This is a genomic window from Lactococcus allomyrinae (assembly GCF_003627095.1).
In the GTDB taxonomy this organism is placed as follows: domain Bacteria; phylum Bacillota; class Bacilli; order Lactobacillales; family Streptococcaceae; genus Lactococcus; species Lactococcus allomyrinae.
Genome location: NZ_CP032627.1, coordinates 2,191,189 through 2,215,609, shown reverse-complemented (window position 1 = coordinate 2,215,609; position 24,421 = coordinate 2,191,189). Strand labels below are relative to the sequence as shown.

Here is a 24,421-nt window from a genome sequence, read left to right as displayed (position 1 = left end):
AAATATAAATGCACCTTTATACCCTATTGTCCATAACCCTTTATATAATATAGGTTTTTTAAGGGTGCATTTGTAGGGTGCATTTAATTATTTGGTGCATTTACAAATGCACCTTATTTTCTTTTATACCCTCTTTTACCCATTCGAGTTGTTTTTTCTCCTTTTTTAAATATACCAATTTATGTTTTGTATTTGATTCTATCTATTTCTCCAACATAACCCCCAAATTTTGCGGGTTATAACCCGTTTTACAACCCACCTCAAGCCCAACGCTACCAACGCTTAACCCGCAAAAACCTCTAACCCGTATTTCCCCTTAAAAGAGTATAAAATAAAATTTATTTCTTATTAAAAATTGGTATAGTATTAAAACCTAGATAATTATTTTTATATGAAATAACCCTTATAAGAGAAATGTGGGTTATACGGGTTATTGGGGGTCAATCCCTTTATTAGTGCGGTTATTCGCTTCCTAAAATATGGGTTATTTCTGGGTTAGGTTGTGGGTTTTGTATAAATTTCGCATTTTCCATCACTTGTTCCATGTAAGCAGTACTTGCTTTTTGAAATCTTTTAGGATTGGTTTTTCTGATGTGCCTAATACTTTTTCGTTCGAGATTATTGGGGTGTATGACCTGGCTTTTACGTTCTGCCATCCCGATTTCATCAAGTGCATTTTTTCGGTCTAATTTCTTGGTTGCCCCCGTGTAAGTTTCTTTGAGTAATTGTTTAATCTCATCATTATTAGTAATCAAGACCACCTCATCGCCTGCGATCATTTTATCCATAATATAAACCTGAACATCGTCAAACTGGGCATCATCTCCCGTAAAGTTATTCATTTCTACTTGCTTAAAGTCAAAACAAAACGTCGTAGATTTCCAAAAGAGAAAAGAATGAAGCAAAGCAGCCAAACCTCCTGCTACCTTGTCAGTAGTCAAAGGAATCGCATAGGGATCAAACCAATCTTTACGCTCGGAGTCTGTCTCTTCTTTGGGGCGGTCTTTAAAAGCGATGTTTACCGCCCTACTCTTCATTCCCGAAGAAAAGAAGACTTTTTCATTCGTATCAATTGACAATATACCGCTTAAATTAACCTCAGAATAATCTTTTCCTTGTCGTCGTCCTTGGGCTATGGTTTCAGTTGCAATGATTTTTAGCATGATTTCGAGCTGACGGTCAAGGCCTGCGCTTTCGGTCGCCAGGTACATCTCTTTACTATCAAGATTCGCCCATGCCATCGCTCCCGTGGCTTTGTTGGCCAACTCATTGAGGTTTACGGTTTTTGTATCAAAGAGGGAGGAAACAATGCCATTTCTCAACCCTTTTCCCGTCCGCTCTCTTGATTTTGACACAAAAAATTTGTCTTTTTTCTGCAAGCCACAAGCTACTAACATTTGATAAATAGGTTGCAAACTCGCATTGTGCAAACTGTCGGAGTCGTCAGTAACCTCTGAAAGAAATTCCGCGTATTTCACAGTTAGCTCACTGACAGCTTGGTAATATTGGCCCTCAAAGTATTTGAAATAACACTCCGTGGCTTGAGGAGGGCGGTCTTGGAAGATTATTTTTTTCTCCAAATCTAGCTGAAAGTCCGCCCCTGCGATAGTCGATGTTTTTATCGTCTTTACGGGTTCGAGTTCCAATTTTGAGTGAATGAATTTTAAAATATTCATCACATCATCCGCTTGGAAAAGACTTTTTTGACTGGTTCGGTACCGTTTCGCAAGTGCAGTTTCTGAAAGATAAGCTAGTTGGTAGGCGTTGGTTGCAAAGAGTTGTCCCTCTTTAAAGGCAATAGTTCCATGCAAATAATCGAGGATGGCACTGACAAAACGGGGGCGTTCTCCTCACTGATTGTTACTTCTTTTTGTTCCTCAGACGTCCCTTTGATTTTTTTTGAACCAAGAACCCCATATCCAATTCCTAGGGCAATCAATCCATTATTCAGGTAAAGGCTCGGTCGTTTCATTCGCGCGTTTTCGATTTCTATATTTTTACTTGCAAGGATGGGGTACTCATAAACATCATGGTGCAAGACATGAACTTTATCTAGCTCTTTGGGAATTTTTCCACTGTCGGGACTGTCAAACTCTTCCCAAGGTAGAGATAAAGCTCGTTTAAGATTTTTTTCCAATCGTTCCCAAGCATTGCGTTGTTGCTCTAAATATTGATAGTCCATGGTAACTTCCGTCACGTTCTCCTCCTAATCCATCATCTTGTCCAGCCAATCAAGAGGAGCGGTACGAACACCACTAATTGCACGTAAAGCGCTATATGCGGATTTCTCTTTCTTCGTAATTCCCGCCGTCCGCTCTTCCTCACTTTGTGGTACAAAATAGCCATCATCAGTTGAGCCAATGGCACAGTAATGCTCTTGTAAGTAGGCAATACGAGCTTGTATCGTGCGCCTATCGCTATTCGTCAAGTCCACCAGTACATCAAGCTTAATCACTTTATCAAGTCCTATGTGTGCTTTCATAATAGTGATAATATTCTGGTCTAGTGGTTGTAAGTTTTTAAATTTCATTTTTTAGCTCCTTTATTTCTGATACTTCTAATCGTAAGCTGTCTCGCTTTTGGGTAACCTCTCCTAAAGCGGCTTTGAGTTTCCCCATGACTGCGCTGTCTGTGTCTGCTACAAAGTAGCTAACTTTGATGTCAGTCATTTCCTAGCCCTCCCATTGGGTCTGTGGCTCTGATGAGGCTTGTTGCTTATATTTAACAACAAAACTCTCACAGGCGGACAAAAGGAGCCGGAAGTAGCAATCTTCTTGTAGTAAATCGAAAACTCTCGATACTCCTTTTTCACTGCACCAAACTTTTTGAGCTTTCTACGTTCAAGCTCATTTACTTTTGCGGTCATAGACCATTGTTTGTTCATGTTCATTTCCTTATGTCCTTTAGTTTTATCATACTGCCAGCAATCTCCCTCGCTAGTTTTTTTTACTCTGCTAGAGAGTCCATTAATTCCGCAAGTTGTTGCTTGGAATACCAAACGGTGCGATCGCCATCTTCCAAGATGACCTGTTTTAAGCCGTGTAATTTTAGCTTAGAAAAATAAGTTGTAGACACACCTAACTCTTTCATCAGTTCGGACTGTTGCACATAAGGAAATGGTTTGTTTAGTTGCTCACGCTGCTCTATAAGCTTATCCAAGCGTTGCAACACACCTTGAGCAAGTTCTTGCTCTGTTCGCTCTGATAATATTTGGCTCATGATTTCTCCTTTTGAACTTCTTTTTTCATGATTAATCTAGCGATTCCATTAATATCTTGTACTCGTTCATCCATCATATAAAGCGAAGTAAATAGAGTACTTTTAAGTCTAACTAACTCATGGTGCCAATTTTCTTCTTCAAGATTATATATTCCTTGAATTTCATCTAAAACCATTGTTAGGATTGCTGAAACTTCAGCGTTTTTTAAATTAATATCTTCAATCATATCCATCAACCTTTCGTCATGTATCTAACATAAGAAGTTACGCTTCTAAACGTTCGTTCTAAGCCTTGTTTTGTCCAAACTGTCCAAATGTGTGTGCTTGGGTCAAACTGAACTTGTGCGCCTGATTGCGTGCCGTGAGTTGGGTATAATACTTCGATTGTATGGTTCATTTGTGTTTCTCCTCAAATATGTTATAATTTGAGTAAAGCAAAACTCGTAAAGAGCTTGCCTTACTATTGTTTTAAGCTGTTTCTGTGGTGGTTTCAGCTTTTTTTGTTGTCATTGTGGATTTGATTGCTGCTTTGATAGGGTCATAGTCAGAGCCAGCTTCAATCATGGATATCACAATATTTTCGAGCATTTTATAACGTTCCATTTCCTCCGAATCTAAGAGGTCTAGGAGCGTTTTTTCTTTTCTCCAGTCAGTATCTCTAGCTTGAATTTGCTTCTTGGTCAGTCCTGTTACTGTTGTAGCAAGCAAACTTCTAATAATCGTATGCCATATCTTACCATGCCGTGGGTAATGATTCCACTCAGAAATAGCTTGATGAAGAGTAATTCCTTTCGGCTTTTCAACTGCTCTTGCAATCTTGCGGGCTTGTAGTTCGTTTCTCAGTGCTACAAATGCAGCAGCTAAATCAAACTTGAATTGTACAACTGCAGGAGTATTTCCCAACAATGGAATAAAGAATAAAGTTTGTTGTTCGTTAAGATGATAAACTTTTCTTGAACGCCCTACATCATTTGCATTTAGCTTTTTCAAAAAGCTATTTAGAGGTGCAATTTTTTCAAGTTCAGAACGATATTTACGAACTAAATCAGATACAACTTTATAAGAATTATCTGATCGTTCAGCAATAATCTCGGTAGTCGTATAAAAATTTTCATTGCTTGCTTTTGACAAGTCTAGGCTGTCAAATAATACTAATGGGGTCATTTATCCTCATTTCTACATAGTTTCATGACATTGCAGTCTTTCTTGCTTTCAATTTTGCGTACTGGGCGGTGCGCTTTTTTAATAGTCTTTTACTAGCCACTGAGTTACTTTTATGTAAACTGTATCTCTTACATGATAACCGCCTACCTTCAGACGTGAATATGTCTTTGGAGTTATACCAATTTCTTTGCACACTTCCTTCTGAGAAAGCTGCAAATCAGCCGCTTTTCGCCGGATTGCTTTTGCAATTTCACTTGTTATCTCTTTCAAGATCGCTCCTTCCTAGTTTAATTACGTTTAATTTTAAACGATAAAATCATTTTAGTTTAATTTCGTGCAAAAGTCAACAAAAAAGTTATACAAAATTAAATTAAGTATGATATAATGCTTTCAAGAGGTGCTAATATGACAAATAAAATCAAAGAGTTAAGAATAAATGCAGGACTTACGTTACAACAATTAAGTGATAAGACAAATATTGGAAAATCGACACTTGCAAGTTATGAATCACGAGGTGTAGAGCCAAGGGTTGATAAGGCTAAAATATTAGCAGATTATTTTGGAGTTTCGATTGCTTATTTGTCGGGTATTGAAAAGAGTGATGATAAAGAGATCCAGCGTGTTCTTGATTTAGAAAGTAAAGGAGATCACTTTGGGTTATATAAATATATTTCATATCTTGAGGATATGAATAAAAAATTAAATGATTTAGAAACACTTGTGGAAACAGATAGTGACAAAGAAAAATTCAATAATACAAAAATGGAAATAGCAGCTAGTCTGGAACAAGCTACTTCAGCTTTAAAGTATGTAAAAAGTGGAATAGCTAGTTCCAATATTCATTTCATGGAACAAGAAAAAGAAAAGATTGAAAAAAAGTTAACAGACAATGAAAGACGACTCAATCATTCAGAAAAGGAAGTAGATGACTGGATTCTCAATGCATTCCACTCTCTAACTATAGACAAACAACAAGAATTAATAAGTTACATTGGTTATCTTATGAAAGGTCAACAAGAACAATCAATTATGGATTATCTAGAGGATGCTAAAAATTTATCTCGTGATGATGAATAAAATATAATTTTAAAGTAACTATAAACTTTATATAAAAGGTTTTATGGGCTACCATATTCATGTTTTGACTTTTGCGTACTGGGCGGTGCTAGAAAGACAAACCAACATGAACAAACTAAATATCAAAGAATACAAAACTAAAGGCGGAGAGATACGTTACATCCTCCGTGGTGCTTATATTGGCATTGACAAGCTCACAGGTAAGCAAGTACGTACTGATGTGCGTGGGAACACAAAAAAAGCCGTTAAGACTAAACTCTCACGGCTTCAAAATGATTTTATTAAAAATGGATGTGTCAAAAAGGAAAAGCAGCTCAAGACTTTTAAAGACCTTGCTGAACTCTGGTTTGATTTCTATAAAAAAGATAAAAAGCCGCGTAGTTTAGGGAACATACACAGCTATCTCACTTACTATATATTACCATCTTTTGGAGAATATAGGTTAGACAAAATCACTCCACATATCATTCAAAAGCAAGTCAATCAATGGGCTGAAACTGCTAGTTTACCAATTGGTAATAAATCTAGAAGAGCAAAAGGAAAAGGCCGTGATTATCGGCTCTATTTCAGCATTACAAACCGTATTTTTAAGTACGGCCTGTCTTTAGGTATCGTCAGTTCTAACCCTTGTCAAAACATTCTTATCCCCAAAGTTAAAGTACAATCAACTGCAAGGCAACAAAAACATTTAACCAAGGATGAACTCAACCAATTTTTTAAACATCTAGAAGGACTTCCTAAAGGGTTATGGACAAATGAATTCATGACTGCTTTATGCCGTCTCCTTGTCGCTTCTGGTTTGCGTATTGGTGAAGCTTTCGCCTTAAACTGGGAAGACTTAGACTTTAATAATGGTACGATTACTGTAAATAAGAATGTCACTCTTAAACAGCAGATACAAGACTCTCCAAAAACAAGTAAAAGCGTGAGAGTTGTACATATTGACCCTCACGCTCAAAAGATACTTAAATCTTGGTGGCTTTTTCAACAAAAATATTTTATGGCATTAGGTCTACCCAATCAAAAACTTATCTTTCCAAAAAAGACCGGGGGAGTTGCTGACTATAATAGTTTTAAAAGGACACTGAAAACTATTTTTAAGGGTGCAAATGTTCCAGATATTGGTTTTCACGGTTTTCGACACTCACACGCTTCACTTTGCCTCAATGCTGGTATGTCTTACAAAGTCATTCAAGAGAGACTAGGACACGCAACATTAAAAATGACAATGGACACATATAGTCACTTAGAACCAACCAAGGCAGAAAATGAAATGAAACTTTTCTCCGATTTCGCTAATTTTTGAGTAGAGCGTAGGTAAAAACGTAGGCGAGTCACGAGAGATTGTTCGCGGCACTTGGTATATAAGCCTTTCTAGCTTATCACTTGACCTTGACCTAAGGTAAAGTTGTAAAATAGACTTATCAGCTGATGATTTGGAGAAATTTAATCTTTAAACTTCTCACTTTATAACGAAAGGAAAATACAGTTGACACGCTTGTGACACCTGTCTTCAAGTCTTATATGAACATCAAACAAGTTACTAAACTCACAGGGCTAACCTCAAAAACTTTGCGACATTGGGAGTCCGTAGGCTTACTCTCACCCAGTCGCGCTGACAATGACTATCGAAACTATACTGACAATGACCTCAATCAAATTTTCTACATCTTGAGTCTCCGTCAGCTCAATGTACCATTAGAGAAAATTAAAGAAATTCTGTCAGCACAAATTGATGAAAAAACAGCGCTGACCACACATCTGTCAGTACTGACAGAACGCCAAAATACCTTATCAGCACTGATTAAACACCTATCATCAAAACTAGAAAAAGGAGATTATCAAATGTCAAAAAAAGATTTTGAACTTTTCAAACAGCAACAACTAGAAGAAAATGAAAAAAATTATGGCATCGAAATCCGCCAAAAATACGGTCAGCAAACTATCAAAAAAGCAAACCAAAAATTTCTAAACCAAAGTGAAACAGATTTTGGTTGGACAAAGGAAACTCATGAAAAAATTATTAATATATTAGAAAAAGCTTATGCTGACAACGATGAGCAGCTCGCTTTTGAAGCTGTTAAACTTCACAAAAGATGGCTCGAATTTTACTGGGAAGACCACAGCGTCACACCCGAGGCACACATCGGCTTGACCCATATGTATTGTGATGATGAACGATTTCGGAAAAATTACACTCAAAAATACGATGGCCTTCCCGAATTTTTCCTTAATACGACAATTAATTTTTATAATAAATAAAAAAGAAAAGGTTTTCCTTTTCATTTAAGTTTCATTTCAGCTTTGTGACATATAATGTTTTCATACTCCTAAATAAACTTTTTCATAAATTACTCCTAAAACTCCCGTCTACTCCTCGGGAGTTTTTTTGTTTCTACTTATCAGAGCTAATGAAGTCAAAAATGATTTAGAAATAAACAGTTTGCACCTACCATTTGAAGTGGTATAATTATCTTAAAAATCGGAGAAAATAGATGGTAAAAACGCTAGTAGAAAAACTCAATCTCAACAAATTCAACAATAAATTGGTACTCAATCTTCCCGATAGCAGCTATTTATCAGACTTAACAAACTGTCAGGATGCTGACGAAAAAAACAGTTACGACCTCATCGTTACTTTCGTCACAAATCCCCAAGAATTTACAAAGTCTTTTGCTAAATATCGTGATAAAGTATCCCCTGACGGCCTTTATGTTGTCGCCTATCCGAAAGTTGGAAACAAAAAGTTTAGCACCTCCATTCATCGTGATGAACTTTTTGACTTATTAAAGATTAATCCTGATAGTAAACTCGTTACCGATAGTACACTCAAATTCAATCGTATGGTTGCACTTGACGAGATTTACACCGTCATTGCTATCAAAAATATAGCCAGTCAAAAAACAAGAAAAACTCCTGTAGCTAGTCAACGCGTTACTGACTATACAAACAAGCTCCCAGAGCTTCGTCAATTACTGACCGAACTGACAGCGCTTGACTACTTTGATAACCTCACGTCAGGTTATCAGCGCGACTGGGCGCGCTACATCTACTCTGCCAAGCAGTCCGCTACTCAAGAAAAACGTAAAGACGAATTTTCGTCAGCAATGACCGCCCAAATCAAAACTTCAGACCTCTACAAAAAGTCTTTAAAAAAATGAAAGTGTTTTAGCATTCATGCTGCTTTTAAATACCATAGAAAACAACGACTGGGACACAATCATTACAAGCGCAAAAGCAAAATTATGAACCACATCAAAAATAAGAAAGTGTGATATTATGACCGATCAAAAAACAGTAGCAATCACAGGAGCATCAAACGGCATGGGCTATGAAGCGACAAAACTGTTCGCCAAAAAAGGTTGGAAAGTTTACGCAGGTGCACGTCGTGTCGAAAAAATTCCCCAAGATGGTGAAAATATTGTTGCCATCAAACTTGATGTGACTGACTCCACTTCAAACCATGCTTTCATTGAACAGATTTTTAATGATGCAGGACACATTGACGTCCTCATCAACAACGCTGGCTATGGTGAATATGGGCCAGCAGAAGAAATTCCAATGGACAAGATAAGAAAACAATTTGAAACTAACTTTTTCGGTGCAGTTGAACTCACTCAACTTGTCCTACCAATTATGCGCGCTCAAAATTATGGTCGTATCGTTAATATCTCAAGTATTGGCGGTGATGTCTATATGCCGCTTGGTGCCTATTACCACGCGACAAAAGCAGCTATTCAACAATGGTCCGATGTTCTTGATCTTGAAGTCGCTCCTTTCGGTATTCGTTCCATCTGTATCCAGCCTGGAGGTACACAGTCTAGTTGGGGTTCTATCGCTCTTGATAATTCTAAGGCGAACATGAGTGAGAACTCTGCCTATCAACCCCTTGTAAGTTCAGTTGCTATGGGTCTAGAACGATTTATGAAAAATAGCGCAAAAACTACCGATTTAGCGGAACTTTTCTATAAAGCAGCAACAGATATCAAGCCTAGTCTACGCTATTTGCACTCTTTTAGTGATAAATTTATGGTGTATGTTGCAAGAAACCATCCCAAAGTTTTCCGCAAAGCTCTTCTCCTTGCTATGCGTTACTTTGAAAAAAAGTAAAGAGGTAGAATGTATAATAAAGCAGAAAATCTTGATGGGCTCATTGCACAAAGCTTTGATTCCGAGCTCATGCGACAAGTAGTGAAACTCGTTGTCAAGCAGTTCCCAAACCATCCTCCACGACTTTTTGATAATGGAAAAACCTTCTGTGCTCTTGCTTTAGGAAAAAATCCACGGCCATCACCAGATTATGAAGATGCGGGCTATATCAATATCGCTCCTCAAAAAAATTATATTGCTCTCTATATCTACGATACGACATCCACATTTGAGCAATACACAAAAAACTTCCCAAAATCTTCAACTGGAAAAGGCTGTCTACGTATTAAAAATCAGACCTTTCTAGACAAATACAAAGAAAACATCTCAAATCTTCTTAGACAATATGAATTATAAAAAGAACAGCATGACAGAGATCACGCTGTTCTTTTTTACATCCCCCTTGACAAATGAATATTCATTTACTTAAAATAAAACTATGAGAAAAATTGATGAAAATAAAAAAGAAGCCATTTCCCAAGCCGTTTTTCAACTGACCAAAGAAGTTGGACTTGTCGGACTTTCTATTGCAAAAGTAGCCAAAATTGCTGGCGTTAGTCCCGCGACGATTTATATTTATTATAAGGATAAGACAGATATGCTAGGTAGCATTTTGATTGAAGTCAAAGATTTACTTGATGATGGTGATACAGAAGCAATCTCACAAGCTGGTGAAAATCCCCTTGCTCAACTTAAAAACTACCTTCGCTTTATGATTACTTCTTGGAGTAATAATCCTAGAGAGACGCTTTTTATGCGAGAAGCACTTGAAAATCCAAGCGAAATTTCAACAGAAGGGCTTGCCTATTCAATGAAGCGCGCAGAGATTATAGTAGCGCTTTATAATAGGCTTTTAGAAGCAAAAATAATCAAAGATTATCCAGTTGATTTGCTTTTAACTTGGTCTGCTTCTGCAATCAGTCTAGTTCTAACATCACATGCTCGTAGTGGAACAGGTCCATCCGAAAAAGAAATTGATCAAATGATTGAACTCTCAGTAGATGCCCTAATTTTGCATTAAATGACACTTCACTTGACAAGTGAATGATTATTCATTTATAATGTTTAAGTGAATGAACAATCATTTATTTAAAAAGGAAGAGACATTTATCATGAAAACAGTCATCATTACAGGCGCATCAAACGGCATGGGCTACGAAGCCGCAAAACTCTTTGCCAATAAAGGTTGGCAGGTCTTTGCGGGCGCTCGCCGTGTCAAAAAAATCCCAACAGACAAAAATATCACTGCACTCAAACTTGACGTAACAGACTCCAAAAGTAACCAAGCATTTGTCACCGAAATCCTGAACCAAGCAGACCGCATCGACGTCCTCATCAACAACGCCGGCTATGGTGAATATGGTCCAGCAGAAGAAATCTCAATGGAAAATGTCCGTAAACAGTTTGAAACTAACTTCTTTGGTGCAGTAGAGCTTTCTCAACTTGTTCTACCTACAATGCGCACACAAAAATCTGGACGAATTATCAATATTTCAAGCATTGGTGGCGATCTTTATATGCCATTAGGGAGCTTTTACCATGCGACAAAGGCTGCAATGCAACAATGGTCTGATACACTTGATACTGAAGTCAAAGCTTTTGGTATACGTTCAATCGTTATTCAACCTGGTGGCACAGCTTCAAGTTGGGGTGCGATTGCTATGGAAAATGCAGAAAAAAATCTAAAGCAAAATAGTCCTTATCAACCTCTCGTAGTTAGTATTCGTGGTGCTTTATCTGGCGAAAGTCTGGGTGCTGGCGCAACTTCTCTACAACTTGCCGAACTCTTTTATAAAGCAGCGACAGATGAAAAGCCCAAACGTCGATATTTCCATTCTATGGGTGACCGTGCCATTGTTCATATTGCACGCGCTCATCCCAAACTCTTTATCAGAGTGCTTACATTAATATTGAATCGAACGGGAAAACAAAAATAAAGTTAAGACTTATTCAGTGGGATTTTCGTAAAACATTTGTCCATTTTCTCTAGTCGCTAAAGCGACTGATAAAAGGGCAATTCCTCACCGAATTTAGTTAGACGAAATTCAAAGTTTTGGCACGTACTTACTTCTATAAATATCTCAATCACTCATATTTGTGCTGGTATATTTTCTTATCAAAATGTTATAATAATCATAAAGAAAACGCTTTTCTTCAGGAGTGATTATGACTGCAAAACAATTCAAAACCGAAATCACACAAGAATTAGGAGACACTATCCGAGAAGCCAGAAAGGCAAAAGGACTTAGCCAAAAAGCGCTCGCTGAATCATTACATTTTAGTAAGCAGACTATTTGTGGCTGGGAGAAAGGACGTGCGCAACCAGACTTTGATACGCTCAAACATCTTGTATCTCTTCTTGATATTGACATTGGCAAGCTTTTTACATTAATTCTCGTTTTCTTTTTTTCTAATCTTGATTTTTTTACTTAAAAGTACGTAAATTTCATACTTATATCTCTTCATTCTCCTAGATCGCCTGCCTAGGAGATTTTTTCATAAAAAATATTAGAATCTCATACTTTTTTAACGTTGACAACGCTTACTTCTCTATATATAATAGGCTTGTGATTAAAGAGTGCGCACTCGCAATCAGATTTATACTTTACATATGGAGGTCTATCATGACTAACTTTAAAATCTTTGCAGTAAGTACTGCATTAGTTACTGCAACTCTTGGAAGCTTTGCGCTTAGTCCTACAAATGTTCAGGCCGATGATATTCAAAACACCGCAACTGAACTCGTTAAGGAACAGATTTCCGAACAATTCAGCAATTTCGACCAAAATGAAAAAGTAGTTGCTCTGCCATTGGGAGGTTATGTGCAAGGTGAAGCAAAAATAGGAGATTTGGTCAATGGAAAAATTGATGAGTCTTCTTGGGTCACTATAGATAGTACCACTAGTCTTAACGCAATAACTGTAACTCAAGCTGAAAAAGTAGCTTTTGATAAATATGAAACTGCTCTTGCAGCACAAAATAACCCATTTCAAGTTTTTGGTGCGACTCCACCTGCTTCTTCTAAAGTATTAAATGTGGCAGGGACATCTTATACTTCCGACTATTTTTCAGATGCTGGTACTAACACTTGGAGATATGGAGGATACTGGATTGGAGATGATGAAAATGGCACATTATGCGCTTTAGATTGGTTAACATATAATGGACCTGGTCGCATTGGAACTTTAACTCAAGTGAGTAATATGACTTCTGGGATATTGGATGGTACAAAAATTACATCATCAAGTACTTATTACAGGTCCCATACAGGTCAACCGATGCTATACTTCACCAATGTAACGAATGCTTTTTATTATGTGAAAGGAACAGGTAAGCTTTGAAAAAAGTTCTAAGTGGTTTTGCTTTTATCTTGATAGGAGTAGGGATTGGGATAGGAATTTACTCCTATATCAATAAACCCATCACTAGTTTTTCCGTTTATACTCCCGAACAAAAACAGAAAAATAATCGAACCATCGAGTACTGTGTCAAACGTTTTCCAACTATAGCCTCTTTTCGAGAAATCTATAATTTGAAGGATTATCCTGACCGTTCCAGACATCTCTTGGTACTCCCTCATGGTGGAATACTTGCCTCTCTTTCAAGTAAAAGCGACTTGGTAGAACTCCAAGAAGGTAATAAGGTAACCTATTATCACACACAAACTGACCCCAACTCTGCCAGTATGACTCAAATTGAAAAAGCGATAGAGGCGAATAACAAGAAGAATAAGAATTAAGTTTAGCAGTCCCCTACCTAGATAATTTCCACAAACCACCTGAGTCATACTGATAGTACAAGAAGAATAGGAGTAGATAATGGCAGATAAATTAGTACTTCAAACGCAACAATGGTTAAATCTAACCTACGGAAATATTGCAGGTTTTGATAAAGTTCCAGAAAATGGACAAACTGGGTGGGCAACAATTTATGGGTTGATTGAGGCTCTACAACATGAGTTAAATATTACAGATTTGATACCTAATTTTGGCGACACAACCCTGCAACGCTTTGATGAAAATATAACACCACACCTCATTAACGGATTGACAGGCAATATCGTTTATCTTATTCAGGGAGCATTTTGGTGTAAAGGAATCAGCCCTGGCGGATTTGATGGTAAATATTCTGCCAACATTACCAATGCAATAAACGAACTGCAGGCTGATGCTGGATATGCTCCAAATGGTAAATTATCTGGAATGTGGGCTAGAGCCTTATTTGACATGAGTGCTTTTGTCTTAGTTCCAGGAGGAGATGCCAAAATTCGAGAAATACAGCAATGGTTAAATGCTAATTATTCTGATTACTTCGGAATAATACCTTGTGATGGGATTTATCAGCGTGATACCAATACTGCGCTAATTTATGCCTTGCAAGCTGAATTAAATTATTCTCCTGATGAAGCAACTGGTTCTTATGGAAACGGTACAACGAGTCGGACTTATCCTATTTCTGAAGGAGACAGCGGAAATTACGTAAGAATCGTACAATTCGGATTATATGTAAATGATTTTTATTCCGATGGGGTATTTGATGGTTATTTCTCTGATAGTATGGGTGATGCTGTTCTTTCTTTTCGTAAATTTATGATTCTCCCTGAGTATACTAGGATAGCAGATAGAATGGTTATTAAAGGATTATTATCTAGTGCTGGAGATACAGACAGAAACGCAGATGGAGTTGATACATCTACTCAGCTCACACTGGCACAAATCCAAACCCTTGTTGATATGGACGTAAAAATTATTGGACGTTATCTTACTGGAAGTGTGGGAGTTGGTTCAGATAAACATGATAAATTTCTATCCATTGAAGAATTATCAGCTATTTTTTCTCGTGGACTTTCTGTCTTTCCCATTTATCAAGATGGAGGTTGGGATATTGATTATTTCAATGCACCCCAAGGAAATATCGATGGATTCACGGCTGGAGATGCTGCAGCTAATTTAGAAATTCCTGTTGGAACGGTCATTTATTTTGCAGTAGATGTAGATATCCAAGATGGCAACATAGCAGGAACGATTCTGCCTTATTTTGAATCAATCTATAACGCTCTACTTCCAACAGGATATCGAGTAGGAATATATGGAACTCGAAACATTTGCAACCGTGTAATCTCTGCTGGCTTTGCTGCATACGCCTTTGTATCAGATATGTCAACAGGATACAGCGGAAATTTAGGTTTTCCTATGCCAAATCTATGGGCTTTTGACCAGTTTATAGAATTTTCAACAGGTTTGGATAGTGGAGTACTTGCTATTGACCAAGTTGCTGTATCTGGTCGTGATTTAGGGTTCAATCACTTCGAGGATGTGGGAATAAGACCGACTCGTCAAAAACTTATTCAACTTGGTGAAATTCTCCCTATTTTAGCCCCACCTGCTCTTGGAACAATTGAGTTTGATAGTGAACTACTGATTCCATCTGGTCCGTATAACGTCTATGTTAAGCTTATCCAAAGTCTTGATACTGATGTTTCAAATAATCCTTTGGATTTAAAAATAAGTAACGGAAAAATCACGAACGATTTAATTGAACAATTAACCAAGTATTATGGGAAAATTGTTCTCCCTATTGAGGAACAGAAGTTTACCATTTATAACGAAATAGCTTCTAACATCAAAGAAGGTTCATTTACGATATCTCCTGCAAATCGACCAGAAGAACCCAATCGAGGAATCGAGGTAAAATTTAATTATAGCTATAATGATGGGAGCGGTAGAGCGGTAACATGGAGAGTACAGATTTATCTGAGACGAGACACCGTACAAGCTGTGCAACCTGAAGATATCGGGAATTATGATACTTTGCTAAAAGTATCTAGCTACCTATCAGAAGCGACTCCAACGATGAATTTCATTCGTCTTTTGGAAACTTTCTCTAGTATGACAGCTCAACCGATTCTTCCTGTAGCTCAAACGATTCAAGCTGATGGGCTAATATCGGTGTTTGGAATCATCATGCTCTCTCTTTTAGTGCTTGCTTAATGAAAAAGTATTTTAGATTAATTTTTCTCTTTTTACTTCTTCTCTTTCTTACGAGTTGTTCAAACAAGCACGATTCTCATAAAAATATAGGACCGTACGACCAGTTTAATTTGACAAGTAATGTTGCTAGAGATCAAACAGAGAAATTAAAGAAAGTATTTGGAGAAAATACGACTTGGGAATTTGAAGGTGCGCCTTTTGGAGCCTCCGTTACCAATCAATATGAATATAGTTTGAAATTAGATGAAAATACTCCAGTCAGTCAAGAGAATTTTGATAACATAAAAACCAAATTTGAACCTTTCGCTGAACAGCTTTTAGATAAAATGAAAAAAGTTGGAGTAGAAAATCCTAAAATATCTTTTTATATTTGGAGTGTAAAGGGAGGCCCTTTTCAAGGTAGTGAAAATCTTCAATTTCACTGGATTTTAGAACGATAAATGGACAAAAAGACACGGTAACCAGCCGTGTCTTTTAAATTAGGAGTAAACTTTATGAAAAATTTTAATTGGAATAAATATATTATAATAGCATCCACTTAATTCTCACTAAACTCACACTAAACTGAAACTAAAAATTCAAAAATCAATCTGTCAGTACTGACAGAAAAAATTATTTGCTGACAGCATATTTCTCATTACTGACAAAGAAAAATAAGCTTTATAAAGTCTAGTATTTATGATAGAATAAGAGTAGAATGCTCTTTGTGATACTGGTTCAGCTACTAAATATTCCGTTTAAAAGCTAAACAGTATAAGTAAAAATGAGCTTATATTAAGGTTGTTTGGAAACTCGTTTTGCTTTTTAAAGCGAACCTAACTTTGTGTTCATTTACTCGGCGTAAGCGCCGAGCACCAAAGCGTAGTTCGCTGAAAAAGCAGAGTTTCTAAACACGACTATTTAAACAAAAGGAAAACTAATGCTTACAGTATCTGATATCTCTCTACAATTTTCTGACCGTAAACTCTTTGATGAAGTCAATATCAAGTTTACATCTGGCAACTGCTATGGTTTGATTGGTGCAAATGGTGCAGGAAAATCAACATTTTTGAAAATCTTAGATGGTGAAATCCAACCGACAACAGGTCATATCTCAATGGGACCAAATGAACGGATGTCCGTACTACGACAAAACCATTACGACTATGAAGACCAAACACCACTTGATGTTGTAATGATGGGAAATGAAAAACTTTTTGCCATCAATCAAGAAAAAAATGCCATCTACATGAATCCTGATGCAACGGATGATGATTTCATGCGCGCAGCTGAACTCGAGGCAGAGTTTGGCGAAATGGGTGGCTACGAAGCAGAGTCTGAAGCTGCAAAACTGCTACAAAACTTGGGTATTAAGACTGAGCAACACATGGACAGTATGGCAAACTTAACTTCTGGCGAACACGTCAAAGTCTTGCTGGCTAAAGCTTTATTTGGTAAACCAGACGTTTTACTTTTGGACGAACCAACTAATGGACTTGATATTCAAGCCATCGCTTGGTTAGAAGAATTTTTGATTAACTTTGAAAATACCGTTATCGTTGTTTCTCATGACCGCCACTTTTTAAATAATGTTTGTACTTATATGGCTGACCTTGACTATGGTAAAATCAAACTTTACCCAGGAAACTATGATTTTTGGAAAGAGTCATCTGAGTTAGCTTTGCGCTTGCAAGGTGATGCCAACCGCAAAGCAGAGGAAAAAATCGCTGAACTTAAAGAATTTATCGCGCGATTCTCTGCCAATGCTTCCAAATCTAAACAGGCAACTTCACGTAAGAAAATGCTGGATAAAATCGAAGTTGAAGAATTTGTCCCCTCTTCACGTAAATACCCATTTGTCGGTTTTGAACAAGAACGTGAAATCGGAAATGACCTTTTACGTGTAGATAACCTTTCAGTTGCTATTGATGGTGAAATCATTTTGGAAAATATTTCATTTATCTTGGCGCCTGGTGATAAGACAGTCTTTATCGGACAAAATGATATTCAACAAACGACATTGATTCGTGCTTTGATGGGCGACATTGAGGATAACTGGACGGTTGACGGTGAGATTAAATGGGGCGTAACGACTTCTCGCTCATATTTGCCAAAAGATAATACGAAAGACTTTGCTTCTACTGACAGTATCTTGGATTGGCTCCGTCAGTTCGTTTTGACTAAGGAAGAAGACGACAATACTTATCTGCGCGGTTTCCTTGGACGGATGCTTTTCAAAGGTGAGGAATCTTTGAAATCGGTCAATGTCCTCTCAGGTGGAGAAAAAGTCCGTGTCATGCTTTCAAAAATGATGCTTCAACGTGCTAATGTGCTGGTACTTGATGACCCAACTAATCACTTGGATTTGGAGTCTATCTCTGCACTCAATGATGGTCTGAAGGCTTTCAAAGGCAGTATTCTTTTTGCCTCACATGACCATGAGTTTATCAATACGATTGCAAATCATATCGTTGTCCTCAGCAAATCTGGTGTTATTGACCGCATTGGTGAAACTTATGATGATTATCTTTCTAATGATGAAGTGCAAGCAAAAGTTAAAGCACTTTGGGCTGATTAATTTGATTTGATAACTCTGTCAGTAATAAAAATTGCTGACAGAGTTTGTTTTACTGACAAAAAGGTTACTGACAGACTTACCAGCTTTGCTGACAAGTTTTTTAGCCACCGATTCAATGTTTACTGAACTGACAGAACTGTGTCAGTTCAACGCGATTATCATGAGCCGTTGAATCGGCGGATATAGGAACTGTCAGTAATCACTTCCTTACCGAAAGTGTGATTATTACGGAAAACTTTGATATTTATAATGCCCAAAAACTAAAGACAGGAAAAATCGGAACACGCGGAATCCCTCTAGGAGATGGTCAATTTCGCTTTGTTGTTCGTGTTATTATTTTTAGTCAAACTGGTGATAAAGTGCTTATTCAACAACGCCAGGTGACAAAGTCAAGTTTTCCTCACTTCTGGGACTTTACGGCTAGCGGTGGAGTACAGGCTGGGGAGCTTTTCCATGAAGCTGCTACTCGAGAACTTCTAGAAGAAACAGGAATTTTCCATGACTTTTCAAATGTACCAAGTCGTCTAACAATCCAGTTCTATGAAGGTTGGAGTGAAATTTTTATCATTCAAAAAAATATACCGCTCAAAGATTTAAAACTTCAAAAATCAGAAGTTTCTGCGATGCAGTGGGTATCCGAAGACGAATTAAATGCATTGATTGATGAGGGGAAATTTATTCCTTTTCACTATGCAAAACACATTTTTGATTATATTAGATTTAATGGTGAAACTTCATTTGTAGAAAATTAAATTGATGATTTCATAGCTGAATAAATTTTATCTTGAATTAAAGTGATTACTTCATTGGTGGGGATTCTTTTCCCCACCAATGTTAGTAGAACGAAAGCAGAGCTTAGTGCTGCTAAGTTAAAATTATAATAATAACTCGTAATGAATTTAAAGGACTAACAGAAACAAATGACGAAAGAATTAAAGCTGTTTGCAACAGATATGGATGGAACTTTTTTGCGTTCTGATCGCGCATATAATCGTGATAAACTAGCAACTGTACTTGAACAATTTGACCAATTAGGTTGGATTTTCTGCGCTTCTTCGGGACGACAACTTTTAGCTTTAGAAGAACTCTTTGACGGTTTTACAGATAAAATGGCATTTGTTGCTGAAAATGGTGGCGTGGTTAGCTATAAAAATCAAATGATTTCCGCACAAACATTTTCTACCTCACAAATTGATTCAATCATTGATTTGCTACGCAGAATGCCCTTATCACCTGATGGTGACTTTCTGATTTCTGGACTTAAAGGTGCCTATTCTATCAAAGGTGTATCTGACTGGTTCTTTGATAAGGCTCAACTTTATTATGCTAATTGCCAGATTGTGAATTCCCTTGATGAGATTGACGACACCCTTCTCAAAGTCACCACGAATTTTCCTGAGGATAAGACACGTGAATGTGAAAGTTTTATCACTGAAGAGCTTCCTTACGTCCGTGCAACAACAACAGGTTTTACGAGTATTGATATTATCCCAGATGGAATCAGCAAAGCTTCTGGGCTCAATGCTTTAGTCAAACATTTTGGATGGACAGCAGATAATCTCGCTGCTTTTGGCGACCAAATGAATGACTACGAAATGCTAGAATATGCTGGAACTTCATACGCTGTAAGCAATGCAACTAAGGAAATACTCACTCTTGCTGACAACATCATTGGAAGCAATGATGAAGATGCTGTTTTTACTGAGATTGAGCGTATTATTTCTGGAAAGTAAAACTAAAGTGGTCATTAAACCACTTTTTTTGCTATAATTTTAATAATAGATGTGTGAAGTCAACTCTGCCTTTTTGTCAAACTGCGCTTGCTTCATTCTCAACTTTGACAGTGCCCTCGCTTAGAGCGAAGGAATAAGAGTTATGACCTCATATTGAAGATGTTAAGCAGACTATTGCGTATAGGTCGCTTAGTTGTTACACCTTGGGGGGCATACCTTATGTTCGCCATCAAGAGTAAGACGAGTTTCTACACAACCTTAATTAATAAATTTGGAGAAGAATATGAAAATTGCAATCGATGCGATGGGAGGAGATTTCGCTCCTGAAAATATCGTAAAAGGTGTTAATCTTGCTAAAAAAGAATTTTCCGACGTAACTTTTCAGCTTTATGGTAACGGAGAAAAAATTCGTCAATTTTTAGATGATGAAACAAATATAGAAATCATAGAAACTACTGAAGTCATTGATTTTCACGATGATCCAGTAACCGCAATTAAATCTAAAAAAGATAGTTCCCTCGTTCGAGCAGTGACAGCTGTTAAAAAAGGAGAGGCTGATGCTGTTTTATCTGCTGGATCGACCGGCGCACTTTTGACTGCAGGTCTGCTTTTGGTCAAGAGAATCAAGCAAGTTTCACGTCCTGCGCTCATGTCTACTTTACCAACAAGCGACGGGCGTGGCTTTGAGATGCTTGACCTCGGTGCCAATACTGAAAACACGGCGCAGCATTTAGTTGATTTCGCAATTTTAGGTTCTTACTACGCTGAAAATGTCCGAGGAATAACAAAACCAAAAGTAGCCTTACTTTCTAACGGTACAGAGGAGTCAAAGGGTTCACCAAGCGTCAAAGAAGCACATGAGCTCTTATCTAATATGTCTGAAATCAACTTTATCGGAAATATTGAATCACGTGATATTCTCACTGGAGGTGCTGATGTCGTTGTAGCTGATGGTTTCACGGGAAACGCTGTACTTAAAGCAATTGAAGGTACAGCAAGCGTTCTTATGAAACAGATTAAAGCAGCAATTATGGAAGGAAGTTTCACGACAAAAATCGGTGGTGCTTTAATCAAAAAACCTCTCTCTGGACTCAAAGACATGATGAGCACAGATGCTGCTGGAGGTGCAGCTTTTGTCGGCTTAAAAGCACCTGTTATCAAAGCACATGGCAACTCAAGCGAAATCGCTATATTATCTGCGCTGAGACAAATTCACAAAATGTTAGAAACAGATGTGACTGGCAAGCTCGTTGAACATTTCGAAAATATGGAAAATTAAAAAGCCAACATTGGCTTTTTAACTTTTTCTTCTCCAGTCATACTTAGTTTGGAAATAGCCCATAATTGGATATTCAAGACAGAGAATAATTAGAAAATAAGGAGGATTACTAACCTTTCCCCAACAAAATATTCCCACTAACAAAATAAGAGGAATAAATATACACGCCCAAAACCATCGCTTTTGCCAAAATCTATTTGGCAAGGGCTTAATTGGTGCTGACTTATCTTTGATAAAAAACATCAAAATTCCACCAATCATAAAAAATAAAAATGCCCATCCTTGAAATCTGTAAGGGAACAAGAAAAAAGGTATTGCAAGAAACATTGCAATGCTACTTAATAGCCAAAAAGTGTACTCTTTTTTTGTCATCATATCACAAACTCCTTATAATTCTGAAAAAATATACTGACAGGAAGTACATTTTCGTCAGCACGCTGACAAGGGGTTTCATTTTTCAAATCGTGAGCTGTAAGCTAGACCGATCGCAATAAGCGCATAAAATAAAGGTTGAAACCAGCGATACCAGTCAAAATGAATGAAATAACTTACCGCTGAAATCAAGAAAGTTACCCCCAAAACTGTCAAAAACCAAGTGAGAAAATAGTGACGCCATTTCGTTTTCTTCCTTAGTGTCTGCTCGTCAGTAAATTTACGCTCAAAAATAATCATTGCCACAACAAGTAAAGCTACTCCTATCAGCGACAACCACCAAAATGATTTTAAGTTAACATTGATGAACATCATTGGAATATATAAAATGCAAATCACAATATAAAAATTTCTGCGCATTTCTCCTCACTATTCTGTCAGTATACTGACAGACTTATCAGCTTCGTTGATAAGTCTTTTATCCGCAGATTCAATGCTTACTTTGGGCGCATTGAACTGGCAGCTTTTTAACGCTGCTGATACTTGTCATTCAGGAAAATACCAGCAGGCAAAATCAGCGTCAGTACAATCGCGAGCGCGAGCAGATAATCCGTCACATACAACGCAACGAGAACCGAAACGACCGTCGCTGGCCAGATTAGGACATTTATTTTTTGAACTTTCTTAGTCGGTGTCAGTTTTTTACGCTCCGAAAATTTATAATCAGACATCATAAAAATGACCGCACAAACAAATGCTCCTGCTACAAATGGAATAAAACCAAAATTCAAAATCACACACACCCAAATAATAATCAGCAAAATAATACTCAAAATAAATCTAAAAATTCCACGTTTACTCATTTTTTTCTCCTTTTAAACTTTGTCAGTATGCTGACAGACTTATCAGCAGCTGACAACTCTTCTATATCAACACTTTCATTGGGCGCATTGAACTGACAGACTATCTTTGCTCATTTTTTGAATGTAGCATTGACCAAATCATCTCTCCTGCCGTGTAAATAAGAACAAAAGGAGGATAAAAATACGTTACCACCATCGCTAAAAAAATAACTAAAATCCAGATTGGATGATTGAGTACGTGCAAAACTTCCATTGCTTTGATTTTTTCTGCAACATGAGCTGGATTGTCCAAAATATAAGCTTTGCTCATCTGTACATAAGCTAGCCCCCACAGTCCAATCATTGCCATAAACAATAAAGCAGGCGTTTTGGGAGCTGTACTTCCAAGACGGTCAAATAGGTCAATCGTACGACCTGTCCAAGCTGCAAGCACAGGCAACAACGATAACGACAAAATCCATAACATCGTAGAAATATAAATCTTTCGTGTCACACGTTCAGCATTCGTTAACATATACTGCTGATTAAACCACGAAGTCGTTACATAGATAAAACTCAAAATATAGGCAATCATATAAACAAGATTATTGCGCAAAAAATCCATGAGCAAACCACTTTCTGGAATCCGAAATTCCAACAACATGATTGTCATGACAACTGCGACAATCCCATCCACAAAACCTCCTAGACGTGATTTACTAACCATGATTTTTCCCTCTTTCCTGCAACCATTTTTCCCTTTCCTCATCGTCCAATTTAACAATGAAATAAATCACAACAAGTAATAGGAGAATGCTCACACCAAATAAAAGCACATTAAGCGTGAAACTTGTCAACAGAACCAATGAAAAAATCACTGTACCAACACCTATCCAAACAAATTTTTTCTTAATATTTGCAAGACCAGTTGATAAATATTGAACAAAACTCATAAAAACAGTCAATCCACTAAGAAAGACATAATTTCCACTGAGAAAAAGCCCCATTGCACCCAATGTAGTTAAGAAAATTGCCCAAGTCGCTGTTCCAAAATGATTCGTTTTAGCCACAATCATCGGCACATCTTCATGCGACTCAGCTAAACTGGCAAGAATTGTTGGAGTATTAAACGTTGTTGCCACAATTACCCCAAAGATAGAAACACATATTGCAATAACAAACAAAGGAATTCCAATACCACCAACCACTTTACTAAAAGCTGTTGCAGCTGGCACAATCGTTGCAGGAAGATTCGCTCCAAGACTACCAATTGTTATCGTCTGAATCACCAGATACACTGTAATACACGTCAGCATCACAATAGCCATCATTTTAGGCAAATTCTTAGCCGGATTTTTCATCTTCTCAGCATTGACTGGTAAAAACGAAAAACCGGTGAAAAAGAAGAAAATTGTCCCATAAGCTGATAAAAAACCACTGACAGCATGATGACCTGCTGACGAACTTTCTGTCAGTACTGACAGCGTAGTAAAATTCTCACCACGCACCAACCAAACACAAGTCCCAACAAAAACCACAACAATCAAAAGTTTGACAAAAGAGGTAATATTGTCCAAACCCGCAATAATTGATGTTCCAAAATACGAAATAACCCCTAACAATAAAATAACCAAAAGTCCTATGGGCCGTGTTGCAAGATTTGGAAAAATCATCTTTAATGCCGTAAGTAAAGCTGACACTTCAGTTGCCAATGTGACCACACCCAAAAGCCAAGTAATACTCCCTATCACGAAACCTGGAAAACGTCCAAAAGTTTCCTTCGCATAGACAAAAGCACCACCATTTTCAGGATAAATTTTACTCATGTTTGCATAAGAAAAGGCAATCACAAAGATAGATAAACCAGCAAATAATATCGCAAGTAAACTAAGTGTCCCAGCATCTTGATAAATCTTCCCAGCAAGCAAGAAAATACCCGAACCAATAATAGAATTAATTCCGAGTAAAAAAATGGCAGTAGGTGAAAGTAGTTTAGTTTCTTTCATACATCCCTCCAAGAGACAAATCCAACTGTAATG

Annotated in this window: 33 protein-coding genes; 18 read left to right on the top strand and 15 right to left on the bottom strand. The window is 37.4% G+C overall.

From position 1 onward, the window contains the following. Positions 1-461 precede the first annotated feature (461 nt). From D7I46_RS10480 to D7I46_RS10450, 10 genes are all read right to left on the bottom strand, one after another. Entirely contained in the window at positions 462-1,676 is a 1,215-nt protein-coding gene (locus D7I46_RS10480; protein WP_205570816.1) for a hypothetical protein, read from the bottom strand. Positions 1,677-1,750: 74 nt separating this feature from the next. Beyond that, the gene (locus tag D7I46_RS13440) at positions 1,751-2,197 is read right to left on the bottom strand and encodes a hypothetical protein (protein ID WP_205570815.1); all 447 of its coding nucleotides are present in this window, start codon (positions 2,195-2,197) and stop codon (positions 1,751-1,753) included. 9 nt (positions 2,198-2,206) lie between these two features. Further along, positions 2,207-2,530 (bottom strand): hypothetical protein, encoded by a 324-nt coding sequence (locus D7I46_RS10475; protein WP_120772827.1) that lies wholly within the window; start codon positions 2,528-2,530, stop codon positions 2,207-2,209. After that, the gene (locus tag D7I46_RS13355) at positions 2,520-2,669 is read right to left on the bottom strand and encodes a hypothetical protein (RefSeq protein ID WP_162930887.1); all 150 of its coding nucleotides are present in this window, start codon (positions 2,667-2,669) and stop codon (positions 2,520-2,522) included. Before D7I46_RS13355 ends, D7I46_RS10475 begins: the two co-directional genes overlap by 11 nt. Further along, a complete protein-coding gene (locus D7I46_RS10470; protein ID WP_120772826.1) occupies positions 2,666-2,884 on the bottom strand; it encodes a hypothetical protein in 219 nt (72 codons plus the stop codon). Before D7I46_RS10470 ends, D7I46_RS13355 begins: the two co-directional genes overlap by 4 nt. Positions 2,885-2,946: 62 nt before the next feature. Next, a complete protein-coding gene (locus tag D7I46_RS10465) occupies positions 2,947-3,219 on the bottom strand; it encodes a hypothetical protein (protein WP_120772825.1) in 273 nt (90 codons plus the stop codon). Beyond that, complete coding sequence (locus D7I46_RS10460) at positions 3,216-3,452, bottom strand: hypothetical protein (RefSeq protein WP_240424418.1); 237 nt, start codon at positions 3,450-3,452, stop codon at positions 3,216-3,218. The genes D7I46_RS10465 and D7I46_RS10460 overlap by 4 nt, the downstream gene beginning before the upstream one ends. Continuing rightward, positions 3,452-3,616 (bottom strand): hypothetical protein, encoded by a 165-nt coding sequence (locus D7I46_RS13350; protein ID WP_162930886.1) that lies wholly within the window; start codon positions 3,614-3,616, stop codon positions 3,452-3,454. Before D7I46_RS13350 ends, D7I46_RS10460 begins: the two co-directional genes overlap by 1 nt. A gap of 71 nt (positions 3,617-3,687) precedes the next feature. Next, the gene (locus D7I46_RS10455; protein ID WP_120772824.1) at positions 3,688-4,383 is read right to left on the bottom strand and encodes a Rha family transcriptional regulator; all 696 of its coding nucleotides are present in this window, start codon (positions 4,381-4,383) and stop codon (positions 3,688-3,690) included. Positions 4,384-4,461: 78 nt separating this feature from the next. Next, on the bottom strand, positions 4,462-4,653 hold the full coding sequence (locus D7I46_RS10450; protein ID WP_240424417.1) for a helix-turn-helix domain-containing protein: 192 nt from the start codon (positions 4,651-4,653) through the stop codon (positions 4,462-4,464). Positions 4,654-4,788: 135 nt separating this feature from the next. On the opposite strand from D7I46_RS10450, the gene D7I46_RS10445 reads away from it, so the two are divergent. The 18 genes from D7I46_RS10445 to plsX all read left to right on the top strand — a co-directional run bounded on the left by D7I46_RS10445 (position 4,789) and on the right by plsX (position 21,168). Beyond that, positions 4,789-5,460: a helix-turn-helix domain-containing protein gene (locus D7I46_RS10445; protein ID WP_162930885.1), complete on the top strand. Its 672-nt coding sequence runs from the start codon at positions 4,789-4,791 to the stop codon at positions 5,458-5,460. Between the two features lie 106 nt (positions 5,461-5,566). Beyond that, positions 5,567-6,766 (top strand): tyrosine-type recombinase/integrase, encoded by a 1,200-nt coding sequence (locus D7I46_RS10440; RefSeq protein ID WP_120773350.1) that lies wholly within the window; start codon positions 5,567-5,569, stop codon positions 6,764-6,766. Positions 6,767-6,984: 218 nt separating this feature from the next. Next, positions 6,985-7,722, top strand: coding sequence for a MerR family transcriptional regulator (locus tag D7I46_RS10435; RefSeq protein ID WP_120773349.1), 738 nt, complete (start codon positions 6,985-6,987; stop codon positions 7,720-7,722). 233 nt (positions 7,723-7,955) lie between these two features. After that, entirely contained in the window at positions 7,956-8,621 is a 666-nt protein-coding gene (locus D7I46_RS10430) for a YdeI/OmpD-associated family protein (protein ID WP_120772822.1), read from the top strand. A gap of 118 nt (positions 8,622-8,739) precedes the next feature. Next, positions 8,740-9,570: an SDR family NAD(P)-dependent oxidoreductase gene (locus D7I46_RS10425; RefSeq protein WP_120772821.1), complete on the top strand. Its 831-nt coding sequence runs from the start codon at positions 8,740-8,742 to the stop codon at positions 9,568-9,570. Between the two features lie 9 nt (positions 9,571-9,579). After that, positions 9,580-9,966, top strand: coding sequence for a DUF1801 domain-containing protein (locus tag D7I46_RS10420; protein ID WP_120772820.1), 387 nt, complete (start codon positions 9,580-9,582; stop codon positions 9,964-9,966). An 82-nt stretch (positions 9,967-10,048) separates the two neighbouring features. After that, on the top strand, positions 10,049-10,630 hold the full coding sequence (locus D7I46_RS10415) for a TetR/AcrR family transcriptional regulator (RefSeq protein WP_120772819.1): 582 nt from the start codon (positions 10,049-10,051) through the stop codon (positions 10,628-10,630). A gap of 91 nt (positions 10,631-10,721) precedes the next feature. Further along, positions 10,722-11,546 carry an SDR family NAD(P)-dependent oxidoreductase gene (locus D7I46_RS10410; RefSeq protein WP_120772818.1) on the top strand — a complete coding sequence of 275 codons (825 nt, stop codon included), beginning with the start codon at positions 10,722-10,724 and terminating at the stop codon, positions 11,544-11,546. A 229-nt stretch (positions 11,547-11,775) separates the two neighbouring features. Continuing rightward, positions 11,776-12,042 (top strand): helix-turn-helix domain-containing protein, encoded by a 267-nt coding sequence (locus D7I46_RS10405; protein ID WP_120772817.1) that lies wholly within the window; start codon positions 11,776-11,778, stop codon positions 12,040-12,042. A gap of 191 nt (positions 12,043-12,233) precedes the next feature. Beyond that, entirely contained in the window at positions 12,234-12,950 is a 717-nt protein-coding gene (locus D7I46_RS10400) for a hypothetical protein (protein WP_120772816.1), read from the top strand. Beyond that, positions 12,947-13,348 (top strand): hypothetical protein, encoded by a 402-nt coding sequence (locus D7I46_RS10395; RefSeq protein WP_120772815.1) that lies wholly within the window; start codon positions 12,947-12,949, stop codon positions 13,346-13,348. The genes D7I46_RS10400 and D7I46_RS10395 overlap by 4 nt, the downstream gene beginning before the upstream one ends. Before the next feature lie 79 nt (positions 13,349-13,427). Next, a complete protein-coding gene (locus D7I46_RS10390; RefSeq protein WP_120772814.1) occupies positions 13,428-15,599 on the top strand; it encodes a glycoside hydrolase domain-containing protein in 2,172 nt (723 codons plus the stop codon). A 110-nt stretch (positions 15,600-15,709) separates the two neighbouring features. Beyond that, positions 15,710-16,039, top strand: a complete 330-nt coding sequence (locus D7I46_RS10385) for a hypothetical protein (RefSeq protein WP_162930884.1) — start codon at positions 15,710-15,712, stop codon at positions 16,037-16,039. 479 nt (positions 16,040-16,518) lie between these two features. Further along, complete coding sequence (locus D7I46_RS10380) at positions 16,519-18,156, top strand: ABC-F family ATP-binding cassette domain-containing protein (protein WP_120772812.1); 1,638 nt, start codon at positions 16,519-16,521, stop codon at positions 18,154-18,156. Between the two features lie 31 nt (positions 18,157-18,187). Then, positions 18,188-18,328 (top strand): hypothetical protein, encoded by a 141-nt coding sequence (locus D7I46_RS13345; protein ID WP_162930883.1) that lies wholly within the window; start codon positions 18,188-18,190, stop codon positions 18,326-18,328. Between the two features lie 46 nt (positions 18,329-18,374). Continuing rightward, on the top strand, positions 18,375-18,908 hold the full coding sequence (locus D7I46_RS10375) for an NUDIX hydrolase (protein WP_240424416.1): 534 nt from the start codon (positions 18,375-18,377) through the stop codon (positions 18,906-18,908). A 168-nt stretch (positions 18,909-19,076) separates the two neighbouring features. Then, positions 19,077-19,889 carry a Cof-type HAD-IIB family hydrolase gene (locus D7I46_RS10370; RefSeq protein WP_120772811.1) on the top strand — a complete coding sequence of 271 codons (813 nt, stop codon included), beginning with the start codon at positions 19,077-19,079 and terminating at the stop codon, positions 19,887-19,889. 283 nt (positions 19,890-20,172) lie between these two features. Beyond that, entirely contained in the window at positions 20,173-21,168 is a 996-nt protein-coding gene (gene plsX, locus D7I46_RS10365; RefSeq protein WP_120772810.1) for a phosphate acyltransferase PlsX, read from the top strand. Between the two features lie 18 nt (positions 21,169-21,186). On the opposite strand, the gene D7I46_RS13340 is transcribed toward plsX, so the two are convergent. The 5 genes from D7I46_RS13340 to D7I46_RS10340 form a co-directional block, all read right to left on the bottom strand. After that, complete coding sequence (locus tag D7I46_RS13340) at positions 21,187-21,543, bottom strand: protein BatD (protein ID WP_162930882.1); 357 nt, start codon at positions 21,541-21,543, stop codon at positions 21,187-21,189. 75 nt (positions 21,544-21,618) lie between these two features. Beyond that, on the bottom strand, positions 21,619-21,960 hold the full coding sequence (locus tag D7I46_RS10355) for a DUF2391 family protein (protein WP_120772809.1): 342 nt from the start codon (positions 21,958-21,960) through the stop codon (positions 21,619-21,621). Between the two features lie 107 nt (positions 21,961-22,067). Next, positions 22,068-22,403, bottom strand: coding sequence for a hypothetical protein (locus D7I46_RS10350; RefSeq protein ID WP_120772808.1), 336 nt, complete (start codon positions 22,401-22,403; stop codon positions 22,068-22,070). 100 nt (positions 22,404-22,503) lie between these two features. Further along, positions 22,504-23,109 carry a TMEM175 family protein gene (locus D7I46_RS10345; RefSeq protein ID WP_120772807.1) on the bottom strand — a complete coding sequence of 202 codons (606 nt, stop codon included), beginning with the start codon at positions 23,107-23,109 and terminating at the stop codon, positions 22,504-22,506. Further along, a complete protein-coding gene (locus tag D7I46_RS10340; RefSeq protein ID WP_120772806.1) occupies positions 23,102-24,388 on the bottom strand; it encodes an APC family permease in 1,287 nt (428 codons plus the stop codon). The genes D7I46_RS10345 and D7I46_RS10340 overlap by 8 nt, the downstream gene beginning before the upstream one ends. Positions 24,389-24,421: the final 33 nt, after the last annotated feature.

Coding starts and splice junctions, on each gene's coding strand:
- D7I46_RS10430 (WP_120772822.1), top strand. CDS start 7,956: ATGGTAAAAACGCTAGTAGAAAAACTCAATCTCAACAAATTCAACAAT.
- D7I46_RS10470 (WP_120772826.1), bottom strand. CDS start 2,884: ATGAACAAACAATGGTCTATGACCGCAAAAGTAAATGAGCTTGAACGT.
- D7I46_RS10440 (WP_120773350.1), top strand. CDS start 5,567: ATGAACAAACTAAATATCAAAGAATACAAAACTAAAGGCGGAGAGATA.
- D7I46_RS10345 (WP_120772807.1), bottom strand. CDS start 23,109: ATGGTTAGTAAATCACGTCTAGGAGGTTTTGTGGATGGGATTGTCGCA.
- D7I46_RS10460 (WP_240424418.1), bottom strand. CDS start 3,452: ATGGATATGATTGAAGATATTAATTTAAAAAACGCTGAAGTTTCAGCA.
- D7I46_RS10445 (WP_162930885.1), top strand. CDS start 4,789: ATGACAAATAAAATCAAAGAGTTAAGAATAAATGCAGGACTTACGTTA.
- plsX (WP_120772810.1), top strand. CDS start 20,173: ATGAAAATTGCAATCGATGCGATGGGAGGAGATTTCGCTCCTGAAAAT.
- D7I46_RS13340 (WP_162930882.1), bottom strand. CDS start 21,543: ATGATGACAAAAAAAGAGTACACTTTTTGGCTATTAAGTAGCATTGCA.
- D7I46_RS10380 (WP_120772812.1), top strand. CDS start 16,519: ATGCTTACAGTATCTGATATCTCTCTACAATTTTCTGACCGTAAACTC.
- D7I46_RS10355 (WP_120772809.1), bottom strand. CDS start 21,960: ATGCGCAGAAATTTTTATATTGTGATTTGCATTTTATATATTCCAATG.
- D7I46_RS10370 (WP_120772811.1), top strand. CDS start 19,077: ATGACGAAAGAATTAAAGCTGTTTGCAACAGATATGGATGGAACTTTT.
- D7I46_RS13355 (WP_162930887.1), bottom strand. CDS start 2,669: ATGACTGACATCAAAGTTAGCTACTTTGTAGCAGACACAGACAGCGCA.
- D7I46_RS10390 (WP_120772814.1), top strand. CDS start 13,428: ATGGCAGATAAATTAGTACTTCAAACGCAACAATGGTTAAATCTAACC.
- D7I46_RS10465 (WP_120772825.1), bottom strand. CDS start 3,219: ATGAGCCAAATATTATCAGAGCGAACAGAGCAAGAACTTGCTCAAGGT.
- D7I46_RS10405 (WP_120772817.1), top strand. CDS start 11,776: ATGACTGCAAAACAATTCAAAACCGAAATCACACAAGAATTAGGAGAC.
- D7I46_RS10340 (WP_120772806.1), bottom strand. CDS start 24,388: ATGAAAGAAACTAAACTACTTTCACCTACTGCCATTTTTTTACTCGGA.
- D7I46_RS10455 (WP_120772824.1), bottom strand. CDS start 4,383: ATGACCCCATTAGTATTATTTGACAGCCTAGACTTGTCAAAAGCAAGC.
- D7I46_RS10400 (WP_120772816.1), top strand. CDS start 12,234: ATGACTAACTTTAAAATCTTTGCAGTAAGTACTGCATTAGTTACTGCA.
- D7I46_RS10425 (WP_120772821.1), top strand. CDS start 8,740: ATGACCGATCAAAAAACAGTAGCAATCACAGGAGCATCAAACGGCATG.
- D7I46_RS10480 (WP_205570816.1), bottom strand. CDS start 1,676: ATGAATATTTTAAAATTCATTCACTCAAAATTGGAACTCGAACCCGTA.
- D7I46_RS10420 (WP_120772820.1), top strand. CDS start 9,580: ATGTATAATAAAGCAGAAAATCTTGATGGGCTCATTGCACAAAGCTTT.
- D7I46_RS10475 (WP_120772827.1), bottom strand. CDS start 2,530: ATGAAATTTAAAAACTTACAACCACTAGACCAGAATATTATCACTATT.
- D7I46_RS10350 (WP_120772808.1), bottom strand. CDS start 22,403: ATGAGTAAACGTGGAATTTTTAGATTTATTTTGAGTATTATTTTGCTG.
- D7I46_RS10410 (WP_120772818.1), top strand. CDS start 10,722: ATGAAAACAGTCATCATTACAGGCGCATCAAACGGCATGGGCTACGAA.
- D7I46_RS10435 (WP_120773349.1), top strand. CDS start 6,985: ATGAACATCAAACAAGTTACTAAACTCACAGGGCTAACCTCAAAAACT.
- D7I46_RS13350 (WP_162930886.1), bottom strand. CDS start 3,616: ATGAACCATACAATCGAAGTATTATACCCAACTCACGGCACGCAATCA.
- D7I46_RS10415 (WP_120772819.1), top strand. CDS start 10,049: ATGAGAAAAATTGATGAAAATAAAAAAGAAGCCATTTCCCAAGCCGTT.